Here is a 24,135-nt window from a genome sequence, read left to right as displayed (position 1 = left end):
TATTGCTAACTTTCTCTTCAGCTAAACTACTCTTCCATTATTCCGGTCCGCCTAAGCTTCCCTCTTTAACTCCCAAGTAGCCCGCTGTACTACATGATCTATTTTCTATTTCCTTAAAGAACTTTGTGTGGTCATCTGTCGCAGAGACCTATTTTCGTCAACCGTTACCGGTTGAGTATTTCAATTTGTTTATCAGAAATTGCTTCTGATAGTGCCTTTTGAGCTTTTTGCTTCGTTACCGAAGCGGCTGCAAAGATGGGAATAATTTAGTATTCGTGTCAAGTGTTATTTTCACTTTTTTTAAAATATTTTTTTTGTTCCCAAATTTCAAAAAACAACGCCCGTTTTGATTTGAGCGGTCACAAATGTAAGGAGATTTTGGCTCCCACACAACAGAAATTTCAAAAAATTTAACACGCACCGTAACGTGCTGTAAATTAACATTGTTGACATTGATACAACAAGAACAACGCGGCATAGAAATTGAAATAGTATCTTTGAAACATATATGGACACCACCATTTTTCCTAAAAACTTTCTCAACTCGCTACAGGACGAGCCCGGCTTTGACCCAAAAGATTTTATCCAGGCCCATCAAAATACACCATCGCCTACCTCAATTCGGTTAAACCCGTTTAAACCGGCCGATATAAACACCGGTGGAAAGGTGCCGTGGTGTGAAGAAGGTTATTACCTGGATGAAAGGCCTTCATTTACTTTTGACCCATATTTTCATGCAGGGGCATATTATGTACAGGAGGCTTCTTCTATGTTTATTGATCATATAGTAAAGTATATCAAGCCTGCAGATGTAGATATAAAAGTACTGGATCTCTGTGCCGCACCCGGAGGAAAAAGCACGCTGCTTAGTTCGCTACTGAACGCCGGCGACCTGCTGGTGGCCAACGAGATTATAAGAACCCGCGTACCAGTACTTACCGATAACCTGAACAGATGGGGCCGCAGTAATACCATTGTTACTAATAACGACCCAAAGGATTTTAATCATCTTAAAGGATTTTTTGATATAATATTAGTAGACGCGCCATGTTCAGGCTCGGGCATGTTCAGGAAAGACCCCGCTGCTATGCGCGAGTGGAGCGAAGCTAACGTAAACCTTTGCCATCAGCGACAGGAACGCATACTGGCCGATGTACTGCCTGCACTTAAAGAGGGAGGTTATCTTATATATAGTACGTGCTCTTATTCGCGCCAGGAAAATGAAGATATTGCTGATTGGGTTTGCGACAATTTCGGATTAGAAAGCATAGTTATACCGGTGGATAACCGATGGGGAATTACTGTTAGCCAATCTCGCCGGCATCAAGCATCCTGTTATCGCTTTTATCCGGGGAAGATAATCGGCGAAGGATTTTTTGTTACCTGCCTGCGCAAAACAGCAAATAGCGGAGAGTTGCCGGTATATAAAAACAATGCTCAACAGAAGCTCCCTGCTACTGAAATTGCGCAAATTAAAACATGCGTGAATGAGCCTGAAGAATATTATTATTTTAAAGTAAATGATGATTGGCTGGCCATTGACCGCCGCCATAAAGAAAGCCTGAACATACTTCATAAAAACCTTTATATAAAAAAATCAGGAGTACGGATAGGTACAATAGCCGGTAAACACCTGATACCAGATCATGAGCTGGCTTTAAGCACACTTATAAATAATAATGTGTTTAATGAAACTCAGCTTGATTATGATGAAGCAATAACATACCTGCGCAAAGACAACTTAAACATATCCGCTCCAAAACAAGGCTGGAGCCTGATGACATACCAGGGGCTGGCTCTGGGCTGGGCAAAATTGCTGCCTAACCGGGTAAACAATTATTATCCAAAGGAATTAAGGATATTAGCATCCGCTCCAAAGGCGGGGAATTAATTTCTAAATAAATCATTTGCGTTTAAAATAATCTCCGTCTCAACAAAATCATAACATTATTCGTTATTGCTATATGAGTAATAACAAATGAATAAGCACTCGTTTTTTTATCGTAACGGATTATCAGTTGTATTTGTAACGCTGTTTATAATTACCCTGATGGCACAGGCATTAACTGGGTGGAAACAACACAACCAGGAACTGCAGGAAGACCAGGCTCCCACTATTGCTTTCAGTACTTACTTAGGTACAGGACATTTTATTTCAGCAACTTTTGAAAATTTTCAAAGTGAGTTTCTGCAAATGGCCCTGTATGTGGTACTTACCGTTGGGCTGCGACAGGTTGGCTCGGCTGAATCGAAAAAGCTGGATGAACCTGAGGATGTTGACCGCGAGCCACAGCCAGGCAAAGATGCGCCCGGGCCTGTTAATGCTGGTGGCTGGAGGTTAAAATTATACAGCAACTCTTTATCAATTGCATTTTTTGCATTGTTTATAATAAGCTGGGGGCTTCATTTATATGGCAGCTGGGTGAATCATAATGTTGAACAAGCTGCTAAAGGCCTTCCTGAGGAAAACATTATTGCTTATATAAGTCAAGCCGAATTTTGGTTTGAAACTTTTCAAAACTGGCAAAGTGAGTTCCTGTCAGTAGCCGCAATTGTTGTATTAAGCATTTTTTTAAGGCAGAAAGGTTCGCCGGAATCAAAACCGGTTGATGCGCCACATATGGAAACCGGAAAGTGACGAAAAAATGGCTGCAAGCAAGGTAGAACAGGTAGAATGTCCTACGCCTAATGGCGTATTGGTAATTATTGGAGGAGCGGAAAGCAAAAGTGCAGACCACGAAGATATCGCAAACCGTGAAGCCTTCGGCATACAGATGGAGGTATTGGAAAGCTTTGTTAAATTAACCGGCTCCAAAAAGCCGGCTATTGAAGTTATTACTTCGGCTGGGTCTGAAGATCCGGGTGGTGCGTTTAAAAAATATAAGGAAGCGTTTACGAAACTCGGCGCTAAAACCATCAACCATATTCATCATGATGCACGAGAAGAAATAATATTTGAGGAATTAGAACCAAGACTGAAGCAGGCTGACGCGATTTTTTTATCAGGTGGCGACCAGCTGAAACTTACATCTATTTACGGCGGCACTGACTTTATAATGCTTTTGAAAAAGCGTTATATTGATGATAAGTTAATAATAGCGGGCACCAGCGCAGGTGCAATGGCACTATCAACACCAATGATATACCATGGTGTAGGACGAGATGAAATGATAGCAGGAAATGTTAAAATAACCACCGGGCTTGAATTTTTAAAAGACGTTTGTATTGATACCCATTTTGTTTATCGCGGTCGGTTTGTGCGCATGGCACAGGTTATAGCCACAAATCCGGCGAGTATAGGCATTGGGATTGAAGAGGACACTGCCCTGGTGGTAAGAAACGGAACGGAAGCCGAAGTTATAGGCTGCGGTGTTGTGATAATTATTAATGGGCAGCAGTGCAGCGGCAACAATATAACACACTTTAGCAAGCAACAACCGATATCAATCCGCGGGTTACAGGTGCACGTCCTTTCGCGCGGCGAAAAATATTTTATCCCTCAAACCAATCCGCCGCATAAATGAAAACTTAAACATAAATTAATATGGCTGAACAACGAATTTTAGAATGCAGCAAACTTATGGCTGAAAAAAACTTAACCATAGCCTTTGCAGAAAGCGCCACCGCGGGCTGGCTATGCTCTGAGTTTGCGCTGGCCCCTGAGTCGGGCCGGATATTGAAGGGTGGCATAGTTTGTTATGACGCAACACTTAAAGAAGACATCTTGAAAGTGCCGCATGTATTGATAGAAAAGTACACACCCGAGTCTGAAGAGGTTACAGCTGAAATGGCCCGAAGATTAGGTGGACTGATACCTTCTGACATACAGATTGGTGTTACCGGGCTCACTACACCGGGTGGAAGCGAAAATTATGATAAGCCGGTAGGCACTATGTTTGTATATGCCTTTATACATGGCAAACCCGTAAGCCTGTGCCAGGTATATACAGGTTCACAGGAAGATATCATTCACCAAACTATTGATGCCGTGGCTCAGATGCTGATAAATGAAATAGGCAAAATGCCTTAACAAGACAGGGCGCTTAGCCGTTGGCTGTTTTGTTAAAGCACTATTGTGGATTTGATGCTTTTCTTGATCCCTATATTTAATTTATATTTTATTTATTTTTTTGAAGGCGACCGTAAATTTCACATATACCATTGAAAGTTACCTTGAAATTAAAACCTAATTGCTGAGCTCTTGTTATAACTTAAAATAGTTTACAACATACCTAAAAAACAAAATTATGGCTACCAGAGGAATAAAAACAGACAGAAGGAAGGTAAATTCGTCACAGGACTATGAAGTTAGGCACATAGCCGAGAAATTAGGGGTAAGCAGCCAGGCCGTAGGCGGTGCGAAGCGTGCTACAGGCTCAAACGACCGTAAAGTTATTGAGCAGTATATTAAGAACAAGCACAACTAATAACTCGCTGAAATTTTTTAAAGAGAGCGGAACATAACAAAGCCGATTAAAATTAATCGGCTTTGTTATATAATTAAATCAGGCTAAAGCTTAATTTAAAAGACTAACGGGCTTCAAATTAGTACTGACCTGTTGAAAGCATTACCAATGTACAAGCATAGAGTGTTTCTATACCCTGCTCCTCTGCCCTCCGCCTTAATTCGCTATTCTCGGTACCCGGATTAAAAATTATACGCTGAGGGTGCGTTTCAAGTATATAATCAAACAGCTGCGGTAAATTACCCGATCCAACGTATAATGTCACAGTGTCTATATCGTGATGTATCCTTTCCGGCTTTTCAATTTCGACGCCTGCAACTTCTCCTTTTTTAATGCCAACGTTTACAATAGTGTGGCCATGCTTTACAAGCTTATTGGCAGCCAGGTAGGCGTATCGGCCAGGGTCAGGCGTGGCACCTAAAATGAGTGTTTTTTTGTTTGTCATGTCTATACAACAACTTCAGTAAAACGATTTTGTTTGTCAATTATTATTCCCATCCGGTGTTACATTCATTGTCAGTCATCATCTAAAAAGAAAATTAAAATGTTTTAAAATGTTTTTGAAGACCACCCGTCTTCATCATTATTAAAGGATATAAAATTGGTAGCCGCCGTAATGCCCGAGGATAGAAACAATGCCGTTATACAAGCCATAAAGGCGTATGGCAAAAATCTGCTGGGCTTTATCCGTCGCCGGGTAAAAAGTGACGCAGATGCTGAAGACATTCTGCAGGATGTATGGTATCAACTTAGTGCCGTGTTTAATGCTCAGCCTATTGAGCAAACCAGCGCCTGGTTATATAAAGTAGCCCGCAATAAAATTATCGACAGGCACCACAAAAAGACTGAGGCGCTGCTTGACGACCTTACGCCCGGGAATGATGAAGGTGATAACTTACCCGACTTAAAGTGCTTATTGTTAACTGAAGCAAAAACACCAGAGACAGAATATCTGCGCAATCTTTTTTGGCAACAGCTCTTTATAGCGCTTGATGAGCTGCCTGAAAGTCAAAAGCAAGTGTTTATTTGGCACGAACTGGATAACATGCCTTTTGCTGAGATTGCTGAACGAACTGGCGAAAAAGTACAAACCCTTGTGTCGCGTAAGTACTATGCAGTAATGCACCTGCGTCGGCGCTTAAAACAATTATATACTGAAATAACAGAATATTGAACTTAAAAAAATACGACAATGAAAGGAAGATGCAGTGATTCGCCATACCGCTTTGTATTTATACCCTTAGGGATAGCCGCCTTGCTGGCGCTCGTTAGCTTTATAGTGATGCAGCTATGGAATCACCTTTTACCTGCCATACTTGGCATAACCGCCATTACATTTTGGCAGGCCATGGGTATATTCATATTGTGTAAGATACTTTTTGGCTTTGGGAGGGGACCTGGCGGTGCGCCATGGATGCGCCACCGGCGCATGAAAGAGCACATGAAGAATATGAGTGACGAAGAACGCGAACGCTTCAAGGCTGAAATGAAAAGCCGTATGTGCCGCTGGGGAAACCCTCGCCATGACAATATTAGTTTAGAAAATGACAACCCCACCGGGACAGAACAGATTTAACACAATCATTTATGGAAGTACTTGTTTTTGCAACGGATGTTACCAGCGCAGGACAGGTTGGCATGGTAAAAGAAGTGCTAACGCCACTGTCCGCGATTAAAGACTGGAATTTTGACCTGGAAGACTGTGATAACATACTGCGCGTAGTAGCCAGCGGGGTAGCACCGGGCTATATCGAGAGCTTGCTGCTGGCGGTAGGGTTAAATTGCCGGGAACTGGACTGAAGTATCTACTGCACTAAACTTGCGAACCATTCAGCATTCTTTTTATAATCCCTATCTGCCCTGCATGATAAACATGGTGTTGTATTAAACCGTGCACAAGCTCCTCATAATTGCCGCCGGTACTGGGCTCATCACGGTCATCATTTGTCAGAGCATCCCAATTTCCATCGGGAAAAGCTTGTATAACCCTGCCGAACTCCGCATTTATTAACTTGTAACGGGTTAGCAGTTTACTCCACCTTTGCTCGTCAGCGGCACCGGCATTTGGCCAGTTACCATTTTCAGGCATACCTGCCTTGTTGCCCTGCATCCGGCTTATTGCTTCCTCCGTCCAGTTAAGCATATGCATTGTAATTTCGGCAATGCTATGTGCGCCACCCGGCGGCCGTAAATAAGCTATATCGAAAGGTATAGTATCAAGCATTTCATATACCGGCGTACCGTACCAGGCGTTACCTGATAAAACAGTCCGCAATTCGGCGGCAAGCTTTTCACTTTTAATCATTGTACGATGGTTGAAGCTGCTAAAGCGCAGTTTATGCCATCAATAGCAGCAGAAATTATGCCACCTGCATACCCGGCGCCCTCGCCGCAGGGGTAAAGCCCCGCTATTTGCGGATGCTGCATGGTTTCTTTGTCGCGGGGTATCTTCACCGGCGACGAAGTGCGGGATTCCACTCCTACTAAAATGGCTTCATTAGTATAGTACCCTTTCATTTTTTTACCAAATGCCGGCAACGCTTTCTGCAACCGCCGATTTATCCAACTTGGAAGTACCTCTTTTAACTGTACACTTTTTGTGCCGGGCAGGTAGGAGTTTTCAGGCAAATCGCCGGATAAACGTCCCTCAACAAAATCAACCATGCGCTGTGCGGGTGCTACGAGGTTGTCACCGCCGGCTGCAAAAGCGGCTTGCTCTATCTGCTGCTGAAAACGTAGCATTTTAAATGGATCGGCGTTATCGCCCTGCACATCCTCAAAATTCACTTGTACAACTGTACCTGAATTAGCGTAGGGGTTGTTTCTTTTTGAAGGGCTCCAGCCGTTTACAACGATTTCATTTGCCGCGGTGGCACAGGGAGCAATTATACCGCCGGGACACATGCAAAAAGAAAACACCCCCCGCTCATCAACCTGTTCTACCAAACTATAATAAGATGGCGGCAAATGCGGGCCGCGGTATTCACAATGATATTGCGCACGGTCTATTATTTCTTGCGGGTGTTCAATCCGAACTCCCAATGCGAATGGCTTAGCTTCGATGAGTATGTTTTGACGGTGCAACATTTCAAACACATCCCTTGCCGAGTGCCCCGTTGCCAAAATCACCGCATCTGCATTTATCTTTTGTCCTGATGCCAGCTCTACCCCCTTTATTTTATTAAAACTTACCTGAAGACCAGTTACCTTTTTGTCAAAATGAATTTCACCTCCCGCATTCAATATAGTTTCACGCATTGCCGCAATAATTTGCGGCAGTTTGTTAGTACCTATATGCGGGCGGGCGTCAATTAAAATATCTTCAGTAGCGCCATGCGCCACAAATACTTTGAGCACCTGGTTAACATCGCCCCGTTTGGTTGAACGTGTATAGAGCTTGCCGTCTGAATATGTACCCGCCCCACCCTCGCCAAAGCAATAATTTGACTCCGGATTTATCAGGCCCTCTTTGTTGATATTGGCTAAATCGCGGCGGCGTTGTTTAACGTCCTTACCGCGCTCAATGATAACAGGCTTAATACCTAACTCAATACATTGTAATGCAGCAAACAGTCCCGCTGGCCCTGCCCCAACAATAATTACCGGTTTGGCATCATTTACGTTTGGATAATTAACAGTATAGTGTTCGGCTTGATGGGATTCATCTATAAACACCTTTACCTGCATGCGGTAAACTACCTTACGGCCGCGGGCATCAATTGAACGCTTAATTATTTTTAATGCTGATATGCGCTGTGGCTGGAGGTTTAAGGACGATGCAGCCAGTTTTATTAATACGGATAAATCCTCATGCTGCTCAGGCGCGCAAACTATTTCTGTTTCTTTGGTCATGTACTGCCGGGTTTTTATCCCGGATACACAAAGTTATGAAAACATTGCAGTGAAAGACTCATTAATGCGGCATTATATAGTAAATTTGTAAACCGTTATTTGTAGTAATTGACAAACTGTCATTAACCTGGTAATTTGTAACAACGGTACACGTTTTGTTATCTAATGTTAAATTCACCATTATTAAAATTAAAGATGAAAAAATTATTCTCTGTAATATTAGTTATTGCTGCGGCCATGTCGCTTAGCTCATGCAGTTACAACAGCATGGTTGATCTTGACGAAAACGTGAAGGGCAAATGGGGCGCTGTGCAAAGCCAGTACCAACGCCGTGCCGATCTGATACCTAATTTAGTGAATACCGTTAAAGGTGCTGCTAACTTTGAAAAGGAAACGCTTACAGGTGTTGTTGAAGCACGTGCAAAAGCCACTTCGGTGCAGGTTGACCCTGCCAAACTTACACCTGAATCAATTAAAGCTTACCAATCAGCACAAGGCGAATTAAGCCAGGCACTTGGACGGTTACTTATGGTTACCGAAAACTATCCTACCTTGCAGGCAAACGCTAATTTTAAAGATTTACAAGTACAGTTAGAAGGCACCGAAAACCGGATTAATGTAGCCCGCCTTGATTTTAATACGGCCGTTCAGCAGTATAATAGCAAGATACGTTCGTTTCCGGCTAATTTAACCGCCAAAATGTTTGGCTTTAGCGAAAAGGGATACTTTACCGCCGAAGCCGGGGCAGACAAAGCGCCGAAGGTAGAGTTCTAATATTTATGAGTTAAGTGAATGAATGATTGAGGCAAAAATAACTTCGATCATTCTTTTGCAACTCTCTCATTCATTCACCCAATATTCAGATGAATATATTTAACGAGGAAGAAGAACAGCGTATAAGGCAAGCCATCGAAGCGGCTGAAAAGTTTACTTCAGGCGAAGTACGTATAGCTATCGAAAAAACCTGTAGCGATGAGGTGCTTGACCGCGCCGCTAAGTATTTTTACCAGTTAAATATGGATAAAACTAAGCAGCGTAACGGCGTGCTCATCTATCTTGCCACGGTTGATCGCAAATTTGCCATTATTGGCGATGCAGGAATAAATAAGCTTGTTCCAGCCGATTTTTGGGACAGTACCAAAGAGCAAATGCTGGAACAATTTAAGTACGGCAATTTGGTAGAAGGTATTGTTTTGGGTATTACCCAGGCAGGGCAGCAACTGCAAAAATATTTTCCTTACCTGCATAACGACACTAACGAGCTCCCTGACGACATAGCGCACATGGATGGTAATTAATTTGAATTTGATGTTTAAAAAGTATATCGTATTTATTGGGTTATCACTCGTTAGCTTGCTGACCTTTGCGCAAGAATTTCCGGCAAAACCTGATAGACTGGTTAATGACTATGCCGACGTATTAACGCCCGAGCAGGAGCAAATGCTTAGCCAAAAGGTGGAAGCATTTAGTGACTCCACTTCCACAGCTATTGCAATAGTTACTATGCGTTCGGTAGGCGACTATGATATTGGCGAGTATGCTCTACAACTTGGCCGCAAATGGGGTGTAGGACAGGGCGGCAAAAACAATGGCATTATGATATTGGCCGCTATTAACGACCGCAAGCTCACTATACAAACCGGCTACGGTGTTGAAGGCGCGCTGCCCGACGCTGTTACACGGCAGATACGCGAGAACGACATGAACCCGCGCTTTAGGGAAGGCGATTACTATGGCGGTTTTGACGCGGCGGTTGACGACATTATTAAATATACCAAAGGGGAGTTCAAAGCCGAACCCAAAAAAGCCAGGAAGGACAAAGGAGGCCCTCCGGCAATAGTAATAGTTATCATTATCATTATTGTGATACTTATAATTGTCAGGAAAGGCGGAGGTGGTAATGGCGGCCAGATTATTGATCGAAGAGGTGGTGCAAGCCCGTTTTGGTGGTTCTTAGCCGGCAGTATGCTGGGCGGTGGCGGACGCAGCGGCGGCAGTGATTGGGGAGGTTTCTCCGGCGGCGGCGGCGGCGGCGGCTGGGGTGGCTCAAGTGGTTTCGGTGGCGGCAGCTTTGGCGGCGGGGGCTCAAGCGGCAGCTGGTAATGCTAGCGTTTGTTAGACTAACGTTACCTTTTGATATTAAATAAGAAAAAATACCACTGATATATTGACCATGCGCTCCCTTACCTGGAAAACACTGGAATCTACATATTTACACAAGGGCCCGTGGGCCACTTTGCGTACTGACAAATGTGAAATGCCTGACGGGCGCATTGTACCTAATTACTATGTGCTTGAATATCCGGACTGGGTAAATGCAGTTGCCTTAACTGAGGACTATAAGGTACTGTTGATTACACAATACCGGCACGCGGCCGAAATCGTCTCGCTTGAAATTCCCGGTGGCGTAATAGATGGCGATGAAGCACCTGAAGACGCCATGCGACGAGAATTGTTAGAAGAAACCGGTTTTGCCTTTGACAAGGTCGAACTACTATCGGTGGTGTACCCAAACCCGTCAACAGCTACCAATAAAACATATTGTTACCTGGCCACTGGCGGCAAGAAAGTGCAGGAACAATCGCTTGATGAGCTTGAGGAAGTAGTGGTAAGCGAACACACCGTTGAAGAAGTAAAGCAGTTTTTGGCTGAAAATAAGATAGCACAGTCATTACATTGTACATCATTGTTTTACGCATTGATGAGACTGGATAACATGGAACTTTAGTTAATACTATAACGTGTGACATTTTAAAGAAGCGATGAGCTAACTGCTGATTAGCAGCAAATATCAATTAAAACACAAAACGCCTGCCGGCCACACTACTCCGGGCAGTTATCCTTTCGGCGTGTATCCACTATATAAATGATCTTCCAGCCGGCAGCAGTCTTCATCAGTTGAAAAAAGTTCACGCCACAATGGCTGAATTTGTCGTCTATGTAAAACTTGTAAGGTGTCCAAACGCTGGCTAAATCTGCATCAATTTTAATGTCACCCCAGGTAATGCGCTCATCCCAAACTTCTTTGTGCGGAGTGCCTACTGCAGTTAAAAACTCGCCCTGCTTTTCTGTTATTAATTTTACGGTACCATCTTTCTTCTTCGCTACGCTTTGAAGTACAATTCCATCTGCAAATACCGAGTGCAGTTTGGCACTGTCGCCGGCGCGCATGGCATCGAACATAGTATTAATTGTCTTTTTTATGGCGTCGTCATCTGGTTGCTGGGCAAACACTGAGTTGCAGTAAATGATAACGATAATTAAACCTATCAGCTTCTTCATGTTTAAAAGTATAAAAAAAGCCCCGCAAATTATGCAGAGCTTTTAAATGTCTTTTGCTGATGGCTTTTAGCTCATCTTCAGTTTCTTTTGTATATCGGCAACGTAGCCTTTAAATTTCTTATCGGTATCTATTAAGTCTTCTACAGTTTGGCAGGCGTATATTACAGTAGAATGATCACGACCGCCAAAGAAGTGTCCTATTGACTTTAATGAGCTTTTGGTGTGCGCTTTAGCCAGGTACATAGATATTTGCCTGGCCTGTACAATTTCCCGTTTACGGGTTTGCGATTTTACCATCTCTATAGGCACTTCAAAATATTCGCAAACAAGGCTTTGTATATACTCCATCGAAATTTCTTTTGATGAGTTTTTCACAAAGTTTTTCAGCATTTGCTTGGCTAGGTTCAGGTCAATCTCTTTGCGGTTAAGGGTTGATTGCGCAAGCAACGAAACCATTGCACCTTCAAGCTCCCTAACATTATTATCAATGTTGTGAGCAACATATTCCACCACATCGTTCGATAACTCAATACCATCCTGGTAAATTTTATTTTTCAGGATAGCCATCCGGGTTTCCAGGTCAGGTATTTGCAGGTCTGCTGAAAGGCCCCACTTAAAACGTGACAATAAACGCTCCTCTAACCCTGCAAGATCCTTAGGTGCTTTATCAGATGTGATAATCAACTGCTTGCCTGATTGATGCAGGTGATTAAATATATGGAAGAAAAAATCCTGTGTCTTCTCTTTACCGGCAAAGTTGTGCACATCATCCATTATAAGTACATCAATGGCCTGGTAAAAGTTCACAAAATCATTAATGTTGTTGTGCTTTAAGGCGTCAACAAATTGTTGTGTAAACTTTTCGCACGATACATATAAAACCAGTTTATCAGGTAACGACCGTTTTATTTCGTTACCTATGGCATGTGCCAGGTGTGTTTTACCCAAACCAACACCGCCGTAAATCATTAAAGGATTAAACGAGGTTCCGCCTGGTTTGGCTGCTACGGCATAACCTGCAGACCGCGCTAAACGGTTGCAATCACCTTCAACAAAATTTTCGAAAGTATAATTGCGGTTAAGCTGGGGGTCAACATTTAACTTCTTTAATCCCGGTATTACAAAAGGATTTTTGATGTCCTTGTTAATAGCAATCGGGATAGGCATTGACTGATGTTTTGACTCAGCCCCGTTGCCGTTTGAAGGCATGTTGGTAGTATAAGGCTTAGCCGACGATTGCTCAACAACTATATTGTATTCAAGTCGTCCCTCATCTCCCAGTTGCTTTTTAATGGTTTTACGCAGTAAGCCAACATAATGCTCTTCAAGCCACTCGTAAAAAAACAGGCTGGGCACTTGTATCGTTAAAACGCTACCCTCCATTCTCAAAGCCTTGATCGGTTCGAACCAAGTTTTAAAACTTTGAGCCGGTATATTATCCTTTATTATCTGAAGGCAGCTATTCCAAACGTTAGTACAAGTTTTTTCCATCTATTGTTTTTTCGTAAAATGTTGAATTACAATCCCCAAATCGACCTTCCTATGGGGCTGTTATGGAACATCGAATATTCAAAAAAAAAGCTGATTAAAAAATTAAAATTCAACTTTTTGAAAAAATAAATTTCCTAAAATTTAGCGCCTTTCTTGCTGTAGTTTCAATATAAAATCGTACACTTCGTGGCAAAGCAGGCATTATAATTTTTTTTAATTAGAACTATAATTTTTAACTGATTTTTCAATATTCATGTGGTGTTTTTTCTACCCGAATAATCACTCCATAATCCGCACACAACCTAACAATTGTTAAGCCATGTCAGCTCCTTTTTAGCAAATAAAAATGTAAGTGATTGTTTACGCGGAAAATAAAATTTTACAGTGTTTACTGCTCTGGAGCCTGGCAGTGAACAATTGTCAGTATTCGCCAAAAACGGCACGCATGGTGTTGGCAATTTCGCCCAGTGTGGCATACTTTTCAACAGCGGTTAGTATGTACGGCATTAAATTATCTTTACCACGGGCGGCTTCCTTCAGTTGCTCCAGTGCGACTGATACCTCAGCCTGGTTCCGTGTACTTTTTAATCTTGCTATTTTTTCGATCTGCATTGCGCGGATGCTGTCGTCTACCCTAAACACATTAGTGGCTACCTCCTCGGTTTGGGCAAAGCGATTAACGCCTACTATAACTTTTTCGCCGCTTTCAATCTGATTTTGATATTCATAAGCCGAAGCTGCTATTTCCTGCTGAATGTAATCCTGCTCAATAGCCTTTACTGATCCGCCCATGGCATCTATTTTATTTATGTAGGCGTATGCTGCAGCCTCTATCTCGTTGGTCAGCGACTCTACAAAAAATGATCCTGCCAGCGGGTCAACTGTATCTGTAACCCCACTTTCGTAAGCTATGATTTGTTGCGTACGTAATGCTACTTTGGCGGCCGCTTCGGTAGGTAGGGACAGCGCTTCGTCATAACCATTGGTGTGCAGTGATTGTGTACCGCCCAATACAGCCGCTAATGCCTGGCTGGTTACGCGCACAATATTATTCATTGGTTGCTGTGCAGTTAAGGTTGATCCACCTGTTTGCGTATGGAACCGTAGCTTCTGTGCTCCCGGGTCTGTTGCACCAAGTTCACTGGTGATGTTAGCCCACATTCTGCGCGCAGCCCTAAACTTGGCTATCTCCTCAAAAAAATTGTTATGGCAGTTAAAGAAAAACGACAACCGTTTGGCAAACACATTTATATCGAGTCCCTTATCAATAGCTGCTTTTAGGTAAGTCTTACCATTAGCCAGGGTAAAGGCAAGTTCCTGCACCGCTGTTGAACCGGCTTCCCTGATATGGTAACCCGAGATGGATATTGTATTCCATTTAGGCACCTCTTTGCTGCAATACTCAAAAACGTCAGTTATCAACCGCATAGACGGCGTTGGCGGGTAAATATATGTACCCCGGGCGGCGTACTCCTTTAATATGTCGTTTTGTATAGTACCTGATATGTGCGACAGGTTTGCACCTTGCTTTTTAGCAAGTGCGATATACATAGCTAACAGGATAGATGCCGTTGCATTAATTGTCATTGAAGTAGTAATATCCTTCAGTTGAATCCCCTCAAATAGTATTTCCATGTCCTGCAATGAGTCAATAGCAACACCTACTTTGCCCACCTCACCTTCTGCCAGTTCATGATCACTGTCATACCCAATTTGTGTAGGCAGGTCAAACGCCACGGAAAGCCCCATTGTGCCCTGGCTTAATAAGTAATGGTAGCGCCTGTTTGATTCTTCGGCCGTTGAAAAACCTGCATACTGGCGCATGGTCCAGGGCTTGCCGCGGTACATGTTTTTTTGGATACCGCGTGTATAAGGAAACTCACCGGGCAATTCATTCATTTGCGGGGCGGTTGTATAAACTTCCTTAATTTCGATACCGGAAGAGGTAGTGAACTTTTTAATATCCATTCCAGTTAAAATAGCTGTTCGGCATCCCTGCGTAACAGTGCAGCGGCAGATTCGTATAAATTTTCTTCAACCTGGCTAAACCGGCTCATTATAGCCTTAGCCAGTTCAAGGCCGCCGGCATTTTCAGGAAGTTCATAGGCGGCATTATTTATAACGGTTAACGTGTCGTTTTTAACTTTTTTTACAACTGCCCAGGCACGCTCGCTGATATATATCTGCTGGGTAACATTATGCTGAAATTCGTTACGGATTTCGGTTAGTATCATCGCGTGCAGTTCTGTAGCCGCAAATGATGGCGCATTAAGCCTTAACAGCATGTTAGCCGGGTTAATTCGTTCAATAAATAAAACAACACGTTCATAAGCCTGCAACTGCAATGTTATGGTGTGGCTGCCCTGGCTTTTTTTAAGCATAAGCAGTTTAACTTTCTCGTACCTGTCCAGATAAGGCTTTATCAAGTAAAATGCTACTATTACCATGGCCAGGCCCGGCAACGTATACCTTATAGTATCCAGTAAAAGCGGAGGAAGCGACATATACACCAAATTGTTAAGGCCGGGTCATTAAACAAGGCCACACAACAAAAATCCGCAATTTACCTTATATTTGTGTAGATAATTAAAAATAAGATGAGTATAGCTGTTGATACTGCTCCCGTTAGCTTTACTGAGGGCGCGGTTAAAGAACTTTTTAAACTTAAAGACCAGCAGGAAATAGGCGACGATTTTGGCCTTAGAGTAGGTGTTGAAGGAGGTGGCTGTTCAGGGATGAACTATGTACTTGGATTTGATCAAAAAAAGGACGGCGATCAGGAATTTATTATAGACGGTATTAAGGTTTATATGCATAAGGCTCATGGGCTGTACCTAGCCGGTATGCAAATTGACTTTCAGGATGGCCTTAACGCGCGCGGATTCACCTTTAACAATCCAAACGCGGCTAGTACCTGCGGATGCGGAACGTCATTTTCGGTATAGATAATACTTAGCAGCGGCGATTACACTGCCGGCGCTGTATTTTACCCCTTTTTGCTGTGCAAATAGGGGTTTTATTTTTTGCTGACTTTTTAACCAACCGGTGTTGTAATAGAAACCTGATGATGCCATTATGATATATAATTTATCAGGCTTGTAACAATGCTATACTATGTAAAGTCATATCTTTAGCTTTTATTATATGCCGGTTAAAACCACCCTTGCCGAAAATATTTCTATAGCCCTGCAATCCATCAGCGGTAACAAGTTGCGCACGTCGCTAACTGCACTGATAATTGCTATCGGTATTATGGCCCTGGTAGGTATACAAACCTCCATCCAGGGCATTATGCAAAAAACAAACGAAGCGTTTTCAGGACTAGGGGCAAATACCTTTACGATACAAAACCGCGGACAGGACCTCAACTTTGGCCCGGGAGGTAATGTGAGGATATATCCGCCTATCAGTTATGAGCAGGCGCAACGCTTTAAAAAAACCTTTAAACTTCCTGTAGCCATATCAATCAACCTGAAAGTATCAGGCAGCGCTGTAGCTAAGTATGAAGGAAAAAAAACTAACCCTAATATATCGCTAACCGGTACTAATGAAAATTATTTACTAACAGGCGGCTATAAGCTGGCGCTTGGCCGCAATTTTTCTTCGGCCGAACTTGAACATGGCGATAATGTGGTAATTATTGGTGATGAAATACGTACTGTACTTTTTAAAGATAAAAACCCGGTGAATCAGTTAATTTTTGTGGGCAACAACCGTTTCAGGGTTATTGGTGTGTTGGCATCTAAAGGGTCGGGGGCGCAATTTGGAGGGGATAAATTTTGCCTTATACCCGTATTTAAGGCTAAGCAAATTGTAAGCACCAATAAACCCACTTTTGAAATTACTGTGATTGCGAATAGCAAGGGTGCGCTAAATGCGGGCGTTGACGAGGCCACGTCTCTTTTCAGAAACATACGCGGCCTACATATTTCGCAACCTAACGACTTTGAAATTTTCCGAAGCGATTCGATACAGGAGGAACTTGACGGCCAGATCGGCGCGATGACGTTGGGTGGGCTTGTAATAAGTATAATAACACTGGTTGGCGCGGCAATTGGGCTGATGAATATCATGCTGGTATCAGTAACAGAACGTACCCGCGAAATCGGCCTCCGCAAATCCATCGGCGCTACCCCGGCCGTTATTCAAAAACAGTTTTTAATTGAAGCCATTATTATTTGCCTGTTAGGTGGCTTTGGGGGTATAGTATTGGGAATGTCCATGGGAAACCTGCTCACAGTTTTTGTTATCCAGGGTGGATTTTCCGTACCATGGCTGTGGCTTATAATATCCATTGTATTGTGTACCCTTATAGGACTAATGTCAGGTTATTACCCGGCTAAAAAAGCATCAAAACTTGATCCTGTAGAGGCGCTCAGGTACGAATAATACTACAACGGATTTTCGGCTATATATTTTTCCCATGCCCAGGCAGACGACATCATCTCGTGCAAACCGAGTTCGGTTTTCCAACCCAGCCCTTCGGTAGATTTGGTAACATCACCCCACACCTGTTCTACATCGCCAGGACGCGCGGGGCCGATCTGGTAGGTAAGTTTTATACCTGTAGCCTGCTCAAAGGCAGCAATAACCTCCAGTACCGAGCTGCCTTTACCTGTACCTAAATTAAACACGTCATAGCCGGTAAAACTATCTTGCTCCATCAATCTTAAAGCTGATACGTGGGCTTTCGCCAAGTCTACAACATGGATATAGTCGCGTATGCAACTGCCATCAGGCGTGTTATAAGTATCGCCAAAAACCGTGAGTTTGTCGCGTTTACCAATTGCTGTTTGGGTTATAAAAGGCACAAGATTTTGCGGCACTCCAATGGGCAACTCCCCTATCAATGCCGACTCATGTGCACCTACCGGGTTAAAGTACCGCAGGGATATTACTTTGTATGATGCTCCCGAAGTAACCATGTCCTTTAATATTTCTTCAGCCACCTGTTTGGTATTGCCGTACGGTGATTGTGCCGGCTGTACAGGCGCGTCTTCGGTAACAGGGAGTATTTCTGGCTGCCCGTAAACGGTACAGCTTGACGAAAATACGAAGTTTACAGGCTTACCATAATAACCATTAAGCAGGTTAATGAGCGAATAGAAATTATTCCGGTAATATTTTAATGGGGTAGCTACAGATTCGCCAACCGCTTTAAACGCCGCAAAGTGTATAATGCCCGCTATATCGTTTTCCTTAGCAACCAAATTTGCTACTGCCTTCTCGTCGCATAGGTCAACCTGGTGAAAAACCGGCTTATAGCCTATTATCTTAGTTAACTGGTCTAATATTTTAGGGTTAGAGTTTGACAGGTCGTCAATAATCACCGGCTCATAACCTGAATTTACAAGCTCAACAGCAGTATGCGATCCGATAAAACCTAATCCCCCGGTAACCAGTATCTTTCTCATTTTACTTATTTATTATAGCTGCTAAAGTCCTTATGCTGTATCTCGTGCTCCGGCAAGGATTTGAAGTAATCATAAGTAATTTTTAACCCTTCCGCACGCGAAACTTTAGGCTCCCAGCCTAATATGCTTTTTGCTTTGGTAATATCCGGACGACGTTGCTTCGGATCGTCAACAGGTAATGGCAAGCTAATAAGTTGCTGGTTAGTACCCGTTAGTTTTATTATTTCTTCGCCAAACTCGCGTATAGTTATTTCGTTAGGATTACCAATATTCACCGGCTGCGCGTAATCGCTGAAAAGCAAACGGTAAATACCCTCTATCAAATCGTCGACATAGCAGAATGAACGTGTTTGCGAACCATCACCAAACATTGTAAGCGGCTCGCCGCGCAAAGCCTGGCCTATAAATGCTGGTAACACCCGGCCATCATTCAGCCGCATACGTGGGCCATAGGTATTAAATATGCGTACTATACGGGTCTCTAATCCATGAAAAGTATGGTATGCCATAGTCATTGCTTCCTGAAAACGCTTGGCTTCGTCATAAACTCCGCGGGGGCCTACCGGGTTCACATTACCCCAGTATTCTTCGGGTTGCGGGTTAATGTTAGGGTCGCCGTACACCTCCGAAGTTGAAGCAATAAGCATCCTTGCCCCTTTAACCCTGGCTAAACCTAATAGGTTATGCGTACCCAGCGATCCTACCTTAAGCGTTTGAATTGGAATTTTTAAATAATCGATAGGACTGGCCGGCGAAGCGAAGTGCAGAATATAGTGCAACTCTCCAGGTACATATACAAAGTTGGATACATCATGATGGTAAAACTCAAAGTTTTCCAATTTAAAAAGGTGCTGTATGTTTCGCAGATCGCCTGTTATCAGGTTATCCATGCCAATTACATGATAATCTTCGCTGATAAACCGGTCGCATAAGTGCGATCCTAAAAAACCCGCTGCTCCTGTTATTAATATCCGCTTCCTTGCCATATGGTTGTTTATTTAAATACTGGGTAATTGTTACGTTGTAAGAGATAGGGGGAACAACTTATGTAATTTATAGTTGTTACTTTTATCCCGACGAAGATAATAATTCATTGTTAAAAATGCTTTTTGTATATAATATTGGCTTACGTATATATTCCTTGCTGGTTCGCCAGGCCGCTTATTTTAACCCTAAAGCAAAACAATGGGTAAAAGGCCGCAAGGAACAATCACTTGTACGATACAATAGCAGCATTTGGTTTCATTTTGCATCACTTGGCGAATTTGAACAGGGGCGGCCGGTTTTAGAAAAAACAAGGGCTTTGTATCCGGCTAAAGCAATAGTCATTACGTTTTTCTCATCCTCAGGGTATGAGGTGCGTAAAGACTATCCCCTGGCCGATGCCGTCTACTACCTCCCGCTAGACACGCGCGCCAACGCAATTAAATTTATAGATACCATAAATCCGGAAATAGCTTTATTTACCAAATATGAGTATTGGTACCATTATTTCAATCAGCTGCATAAAAAAAGCATACCGCTCTACATCATCTCCGGTGTATTCAGGAGCGAGCAGATATTTTTTAAATGGTACGGCAATCTGCACCGAAAGATGCTTAGCTGCGTGACGCATTTCTTTTTGCAGGACCAAAATTCAAAACTGCTGCTTAAAACCATTGGCCTGCAAAACACTACCGTTAGCGGCGATACCCGTTTTGACCGCGTTTGGGAAAATGCCATGCAACCTAACCATTTTGAGGGGATTGCAAAATTTACTGAAGGCCGGAAAACCATTATTTGCGGCAGTACCTGGCCCGCGGATGAGGCGTTGTTAACAGCGATGGTAAGCGATTACCCTCATCTTAAGTTTATTTTTGTTCCGCATGAAATAAATGAGGATAAGATAGCCAGGTTATTAAACACCCTTCCAGAAAAAAATGCCATACGCTATTCGCATATAGATGATCATACAGATGACCTGCCTTTGTTGCAAACACTTATAATTGACAATATTGGTATGCTTTCGTCATTATATCAATACGGTTACCTTGCTTACATAGGCGGCGGTTTTGGTGTGGGTATACATAACACACTTGAGGCCGCTGCCTTTGGACTACCTGTTATATTTGGCCCCAACTACGCTAAGTTTAAAGAAGCCGCTGACCTGATAGCTCATGGAGCGGGCTTCAGCATAGGCAATGAGCAGGAACTACGTAATACAATAGACAACTTATCCAGTGATGCAGCATTATATAGTTTTGCCGCTACAAATGCCAAAATGTATGTTGAAGATCATCAAGGGGCAACTAACATAATAATTAAGCATATATACCCTGGTAATTAACTGTGCGGATGATAACTACAAAAAGTAACAAGCTCATTCATTGGTTTTTTCATCGCTATATTAATTATATCGTTAACAAAAACTTCCACGGCGTAAAATATAACACGGTGCAGGTTGACTTAACCCGTTCGGTTTTGCTCATCGCTAACCATTTTAGCTGGTGGGATGGTTTTATTTTATACCATTTGAATACACTATTATTTAAAAAGCGGTTTCATATTATGGTACTTGAAGAAACCGTGCGTAAAGTATCGTTCATTAAATACATGGGCGCATTCTCTGTCGCTAAAAACAGTAGGGATATCCTAACCTCAATTAATTATGCAGCAGGTATACTAAATAATCCGGCAAACCTGTTAGTTATATTCCCACAAGGTAAATTACACTCTAATTTTGTTGATGATATTAACTTCGAAAAGGGCGCCTTTAAGATTTATGAACAAGTAAAAGAAAAACCTCAATTGATTTTCGCAGCATCTTTTATCGAGCATCTGCAACATAAACTTCCTACAATCAACGTTTATCTTAAGTCTGCCGCAAACGTTGCTGACGGTGGTGAATTGGCTGCAGTTTATCAGCATCATTACAGCATGTCAAAGCAACAGCAAACTAAAAAAGTTATATAAGTGATCATAGCCATATCTATAACGCTTTTCTTTATCGTTTTGCGCTTCGCTGTAACTTTGTTTAACTTTTTATCGAACCCTAAGTTGCCGCATATAGCTCATCCGCATAACGCATTGGTGTCTATACTTATACCTGCCCGGGATGAGGAGGACGATATTACTGCGTTGCTTCAATCCATTGTAAAACAGGACTATCACCATTACGAGGTCATCGTTTTAGACGATAATTCTACCGACAATACCTATGAGATATGTAGCCGCTTTGCTGATATGCACCATAATTTCAAAGTTATAAAAGGCGATGAGTTACCCACAGGCTGGCTAGGCAAAAACTTTGCGTGCTATCAACTGGCCCAACACGCAAAGGGCCAATATTTTCTTTTTTTAGATGCTGATGAGATAGTACACAACAATTTAATAAACAGCGCCGTACACCGTATGCAACTACGCGGCTTAAGTTTGCTAAGTCTTTTTACCAACCAGCATATGGTAACGTTTGGGGAAAAGGCAGTTGTGCCCCTAATGCATTATATTTTGTTAAACCTGTTGCCTTTACGGTTGGTTTACTTGTTGCGCAACCCGCTTATTGCCGCTGCGAGCGGGCAGTTTATGTTGTTTGATGCCGCTGTATACCGGCAATATCAATGGCACCGAATGGTAAAAGATAAAATTGTGGAAGATGTTGAAATAATGAAATGCGTAAAATCAAACCGTTACAATGGCGAAACAATGCTGGCTAACGGCATGATAACCTGCCGTATGTATAAAAGCTATAATGAAGCGGTTAGTGGCTTCGGCAAAAACTTTCTGGCTGCATTTAATTACAGCATACCCGGTTTTTTAGTATACATTACGGTGCTGATTGCAGGGCCACTTATTGTAATTACCACATTAAACCTGCAGCTCATACTTTTTATGACCGGCCTTATCCTGCTTACACGCATTATGATAGCCTTATCTGCCGGGCAAAATGCTTTACTTAATGTAATATTACATCCGCTGCAAATGTTCAATTTAGTTGTAATAGCCTTTTTATCAGTTCAAAAACATCTTACTAATACCACCGTATGGAAAGGCCGAAAAGTATAAGTTCTGTGCACAAATCGCGCAACATGGCCGCTGCCAAAAACGGACTGATTATTTTAATCATTGTGTTGTTTCACTTTGTAGGAGTAATTGGTTTTTCTTCGTCTGTTACCCATGATATCTTTTTGCAATTGGTGCCTTTTCACCTGTTACTTATGCTGGGTTGTATTATTTACAGCCATAATGGCATAAATGGAAATTTTTGGGTATTTGTAGTAATTATTTACTTGCTGGGTTTTTGGGTTGAATGGTTTGGTGTGCATACAGGCTTAATTTTCGGCAATTACAGTTATGGCGAAACACTTGGTTTAAAATTATTTGATATCCCTTTACTAATTGGTGTTAATTGGTTTTTATTGATATACGCCACGGGAGTAAGTATGCAGCGGTACATGTTTAAAACTGTTTTTGGGAGAGTTATAGCCGGGGCCTTACTGCTGGTGATACTTGATTTTTTGATAGAACCGGTTGCGCAGGAACAAGACCAATGGCAGTGGGAAGGCTACAAGGTACCTTTTAGCAATTACATGGGGTGGTTTTTGGCTAGTGCTGTAATGCTGTACGTGTTTGAGGCAGTTAAGTTTAAACGCCAGAGCATGGTGGCGCCGGTGTTTTTGCTAACACAGTTTATCTTCTTTGTTGTTTTGCATTGGATATAAGCTGCTTGTTTATCACGTTTTTGCCGTAAATTTGTAAAGTAATGGGAGCGTATAATTTAAAAGTAACTATCGATCAGGATTCGGGCTTTTGCTTTGGGGTGGTATTTGCTATTGATATGGCCGAAGAGATTTTGGACGAAGATGGTTATTTATACTGCCTGGGCGATATTGTGCATAACGATGAAGAAGTGGCCCGTCTGAAAGCAAAGGGATTGCGTATTATAGATCACGAGGAATTGAAAGATTTGCGCAACGAAAAAGTGTTAATACGCGCGCACGGCGAGGCCCCCGAAACTTATAAACTCGCGCTAGAAAACAACATAACGTTAATTGATGCCTCATGCCCGGTTGTGCTAAAGCTGCAAAACCGGATTAAAACATCCTTTGACAATAAGGAGAAGATATTAATTTTTGGCAAACATGGGCATGCAGAGGTAATAGGACTTGAAGGCCAAACCAATAACGAAGCATTGGTTTTCCAGGATCTTGCCGAGTTAGATGATGTTGAGTTACCATCAAGCTTTACGTTGTACAGCCAGACCACCAAAAGCATGGAGAAGTTTTATCATATTAAAGATGAACTTTTATCACGCGGATATGAGGTAAAAGCTAATGATACCATTTGCCGCCAGGTATCAAATCGTGATAAAGATCTACCGGCGTTTGTTAGCCGTTTTAACAAAATCGTGTTTGTCTCGGGTCGCAAATCGTCAAACGGTAAAGTGTTATATGAAGTTTGCCGCAAATACAATCCCAGCACTTATTTTATTTCGGCAGTTAGCGAATTGGATATAAGTTTATTCAACCCTGGTGATACTGTGGGCATAGCAGGAGCAACCTCCACCCCAATGTGGCTTATGCAGGATATAAAAAAGGAACTTGAGACTTATTGATACAGCAAAAACTTGCAGTACATATATGGCTATGGCTGTT

Annotated in this window: 28 protein-coding genes; 19 read left to right on the top strand and 9 right to left on the bottom strand. The window is 42.5% G+C overall.

Features of this window, described 5'->3' with window-relative positions; translation table 11 throughout:
- Positions 1-508: 508 nt before the first annotated feature.
- The 5 genes from DJ568_RS11310 (at position 509) to DJ568_RS11290 (ending at position 4,427) form a co-directional block, all read left to right on the top strand.
- A complete protein-coding gene (locus DJ568_RS11310) occupies positions 509-1,891 on the top strand; it encodes a methyltransferase RsmF C-terminal domain-like protein (protein WP_114005375.1) in 1,383 nt (460 codons plus the stop codon).
- Between the two features lie 87 nt (positions 1,892-1,978).
- Entirely contained in the window at positions 1,979-2,638 is a 660-nt protein-coding gene (locus DJ568_RS11305; RefSeq protein WP_114005374.1) for a DUF6766 family protein, read from the top strand.
- Complete coding sequence (locus tag DJ568_RS11300) at positions 2,610-3,524, top strand: cyanophycinase (protein ID WP_114005373.1); 915 nt, start codon at positions 2,610-2,612, stop codon at positions 3,522-3,524. The genes DJ568_RS11305 and DJ568_RS11300 overlap by 29 nt, the downstream gene beginning before the upstream one ends.
- Before the next feature lie 20 nt (positions 3,525-3,544).
- Complete coding sequence (locus tag DJ568_RS11295) at positions 3,545-4,030, top strand: CinA family protein (RefSeq protein ID WP_114005372.1); 486 nt, start codon at positions 3,545-3,547, stop codon at positions 4,028-4,030.
- Between the two features lie 217 nt (positions 4,031-4,247).
- Positions 4,248-4,427, top strand: coding sequence for a DUF3606 domain-containing protein (locus DJ568_RS11290; protein ID WP_114005371.1), 180 nt, complete (start codon positions 4,248-4,250; stop codon positions 4,425-4,427).
- Positions 4,428-4,545: 118 nt separating this feature from the next.
- Here DJ568_RS11290 and DJ568_RS11285 read toward each other — a convergent pair whose 3' ends face one another.
- On the bottom strand, positions 4,546-4,911 hold the full coding sequence (locus tag DJ568_RS11285) for a CoA-binding protein (RefSeq protein ID WP_114005370.1): 366 nt from the start codon (positions 4,909-4,911) through the stop codon (positions 4,546-4,548).
- 156 nt (positions 4,912-5,067) lie between these two features.
- Between DJ568_RS11285 and DJ568_RS11280 the strand changes: the two genes are divergently transcribed.
- From DJ568_RS11280 to DJ568_RS11270, 3 genes are read left to right on the top strand one after another with little or no spacing between them, the layout of a single operon-like run.
- Positions 5,068-5,640 (top strand): RNA polymerase sigma factor, encoded by a 573-nt coding sequence (locus tag DJ568_RS11280; protein ID WP_233496677.1) that lies wholly within the window; start codon positions 5,068-5,070, stop codon positions 5,638-5,640.
- 18 nt (positions 5,641-5,658) lie between these two features.
- Positions 5,659-6,042, top strand: a complete 384-nt coding sequence (locus DJ568_RS11275; RefSeq protein WP_199560958.1) for a hypothetical protein — start codon at positions 5,659-5,661, stop codon at positions 6,040-6,042.
- A gap of 11 nt (positions 6,043-6,053) precedes the next feature.
- Positions 6,054-6,266 (top strand): hypothetical protein, encoded by a 213-nt coding sequence (locus tag DJ568_RS11270; RefSeq protein ID WP_114005368.1) that lies wholly within the window; start codon positions 6,054-6,056, stop codon positions 6,264-6,266.
- A 13-nt stretch (positions 6,267-6,279) separates the two neighbouring features.
- On the opposite strand, the gene DJ568_RS11265 is transcribed toward DJ568_RS11270, so the two are convergent.
- Together DJ568_RS11265 and DJ568_RS11260 are read right to left on the bottom strand one after the other, a co-directional pair.
- Entirely contained in the window at positions 6,280-6,771 is a 492-nt protein-coding gene (locus tag DJ568_RS11265; protein ID WP_114005367.1) for a DinB family protein, read from the bottom strand.
- Positions 6,768-8,318 carry an NAD(P)/FAD-dependent oxidoreductase gene (locus DJ568_RS11260; protein ID WP_114005366.1) on the bottom strand — a complete coding sequence of 517 codons (1,551 nt, stop codon included), beginning with the start codon at positions 8,316-8,318 and terminating at the stop codon, positions 6,768-6,770. Before DJ568_RS11260 ends, DJ568_RS11265 begins: the two co-directional genes overlap by 4 nt.
- A 195-nt stretch (positions 8,319-8,513) precedes the next feature.
- Here DJ568_RS11260 and DJ568_RS11255 point away from each other — a divergent pair, with 195 nt between their 5' ends.
- From DJ568_RS11255 to DJ568_RS11240, 4 genes are all read left to right on the top strand, one after another.
- Positions 8,514-9,092 (top strand): LemA family protein, encoded by a 579-nt coding sequence (locus DJ568_RS11255; RefSeq protein ID WP_114005398.1) that lies wholly within the window; start codon positions 8,514-8,516, stop codon positions 9,090-9,092.
- Positions 9,093-9,181: 89 nt separating this feature from the next.
- A complete protein-coding gene (locus tag DJ568_RS11250; protein ID WP_114005365.1) occupies positions 9,182-9,616 on the top strand; it encodes a TPM domain-containing protein in 435 nt (144 codons plus the stop codon).
- Between the two features lie 10 nt (positions 9,617-9,626).
- The gene (locus tag DJ568_RS11245) at positions 9,627-10,421 is read left to right on the top strand and encodes a TPM domain-containing protein (RefSeq protein WP_147238746.1); all 795 of its coding nucleotides are present in this window, start codon (positions 9,627-9,629) and stop codon (positions 10,419-10,421) included.
- Between the two features lie 70 nt (positions 10,422-10,491).
- Entirely contained in the window at positions 10,492-11,046 is a 555-nt protein-coding gene (locus tag DJ568_RS11240) for an NUDIX hydrolase (RefSeq protein ID WP_114005363.1), read from the top strand.
- A gap of 95 nt (positions 11,047-11,141) precedes the next feature.
- Here DJ568_RS11240 and DJ568_RS11235 read toward each other — a convergent pair whose 3' ends face one another.
- The 4 genes from DJ568_RS11235 to DJ568_RS11220 form a co-directional block, all read right to left on the bottom strand.
- On the bottom strand, positions 11,142-11,600 hold the full coding sequence (locus tag DJ568_RS11235; protein ID WP_114005362.1) for a nuclear transport factor 2 family protein: 459 nt from the start codon (positions 11,598-11,600) through the stop codon (positions 11,142-11,144).
- Positions 11,601-11,666: 66 nt separating this feature from the next.
- Entirely contained in the window at positions 11,667-13,091 is a 1,425-nt protein-coding gene (gene dnaA / locus DJ568_RS11230) for a chromosomal replication initiator protein DnaA (protein ID WP_114005361.1), read from the bottom strand.
- A 420-nt stretch (positions 13,092-13,511) separates the two neighbouring features.
- Positions 13,512-15,059: an acyl-CoA mutase large subunit family protein gene (locus DJ568_RS11225; RefSeq protein ID WP_114005360.1), complete on the bottom strand. Its 1,548-nt coding sequence runs from the start codon at positions 15,057-15,059 to the stop codon at positions 13,512-13,514.
- Between the two features lie 5 nt (positions 15,060-15,064).
- Positions 15,065-15,595, bottom strand: a complete 531-nt coding sequence (locus DJ568_RS11220; RefSeq protein WP_114005359.1) for a DUF7935 family protein — start codon at positions 15,593-15,595, stop codon at positions 15,065-15,067.
- Between the two features lie 93 nt (positions 15,596-15,688).
- On the opposite strand from DJ568_RS11220, the gene DJ568_RS11215 reads away from it, so the two are divergent.
- Both DJ568_RS11215 and DJ568_RS11210 read left to right on the top strand, forming a co-directional pair.
- Complete coding sequence (locus DJ568_RS11215) at positions 15,689-16,036, top strand: HesB/IscA family protein (protein ID WP_114005358.1); 348 nt, start codon at positions 15,689-15,691, stop codon at positions 16,034-16,036.
- 199 nt (positions 16,037-16,235) lie between these two features.
- Positions 16,236-17,480 (top strand): ABC transporter permease, encoded by a 1,245-nt coding sequence (locus DJ568_RS11210; protein ID WP_114005357.1) that lies wholly within the window; start codon positions 16,236-16,238, stop codon positions 17,478-17,480.
- 2 nt (positions 17,481-17,482) lie between these two features.
- On the opposite strand, the gene galE is transcribed toward DJ568_RS11210, so the two are convergent.
- Positions 17,483-18,505, bottom strand: coding sequence for a UDP-glucose 4-epimerase GalE (gene galE, locus DJ568_RS11205; RefSeq protein ID WP_114005356.1), 1,023 nt, complete (start codon positions 18,503-18,505; stop codon positions 17,483-17,485).
- Positions 18,506-18,510: 5 nt separating this feature from the next.
- A complete protein-coding gene (locus DJ568_RS11200; RefSeq protein WP_114005355.1) occupies positions 18,511-19,491 on the bottom strand; it encodes a UDP-glucuronic acid decarboxylase family protein in 981 nt (326 codons plus the stop codon).
- 116 nt (positions 19,492-19,607) lie between these two features.
- On the opposite strand from DJ568_RS11200, the gene DJ568_RS11195 reads away from it, so the two are divergent.
- The 5 genes from DJ568_RS11195 to DJ568_RS11175 are packed head-to-tail and all read left to right on the top strand — an operon-like array spanning position 19,608 to position 24,095.
- Complete coding sequence (locus DJ568_RS11195) at positions 19,608-20,831, top strand: 3-deoxy-D-manno-octulosonic acid transferase (RefSeq protein ID WP_114005354.1); 1,224 nt, start codon at positions 19,608-19,610, stop codon at positions 20,829-20,831.
- An 8-nt stretch (positions 20,832-20,839) separates the two neighbouring features.
- A complete protein-coding gene (locus DJ568_RS11190; RefSeq protein ID WP_114005353.1) occupies positions 20,840-21,457 on the top strand; it encodes a lysophospholipid acyltransferase family protein in 618 nt (205 codons plus the stop codon).
- Positions 21,458-22,546: a glycosyltransferase gene (locus DJ568_RS11185; protein WP_114005352.1), complete on the top strand. Its 1,089-nt coding sequence runs from the start codon at positions 21,458-21,460 to the stop codon at positions 22,544-22,546. It begins immediately after the preceding gene.
- On the top strand, positions 22,525-23,202 hold the full coding sequence (locus DJ568_RS11180; RefSeq protein ID WP_114005351.1) for a carotenoid biosynthesis protein: 678 nt from the start codon (positions 22,525-22,527) through the stop codon (positions 23,200-23,202). Before DJ568_RS11185 ends, DJ568_RS11180 begins: the two co-directional genes overlap by 22 nt.
- Positions 23,203-23,243: 41 nt before the next feature.
- Positions 23,244-24,095 (top strand): 4-hydroxy-3-methylbut-2-enyl diphosphate reductase, encoded by an 852-nt coding sequence (locus DJ568_RS11175; RefSeq protein WP_114005350.1) that lies wholly within the window; start codon positions 23,244-23,246, stop codon positions 24,093-24,095.
- Positions 24,096-24,135 lie beyond the last annotated feature (40 nt).

The sequence above is a fragment of the Mucilaginibacter hurinus genome (genome assembly GCF_003324525.1).
Lineage (GTDB): Bacteria > Bacteroidota > Bacteroidia > Sphingobacteriales > Sphingobacteriaceae > Mucilaginibacter > Mucilaginibacter hurinus.
This window is presented reverse-complemented; position numbering and strand designations above follow the sequence as displayed.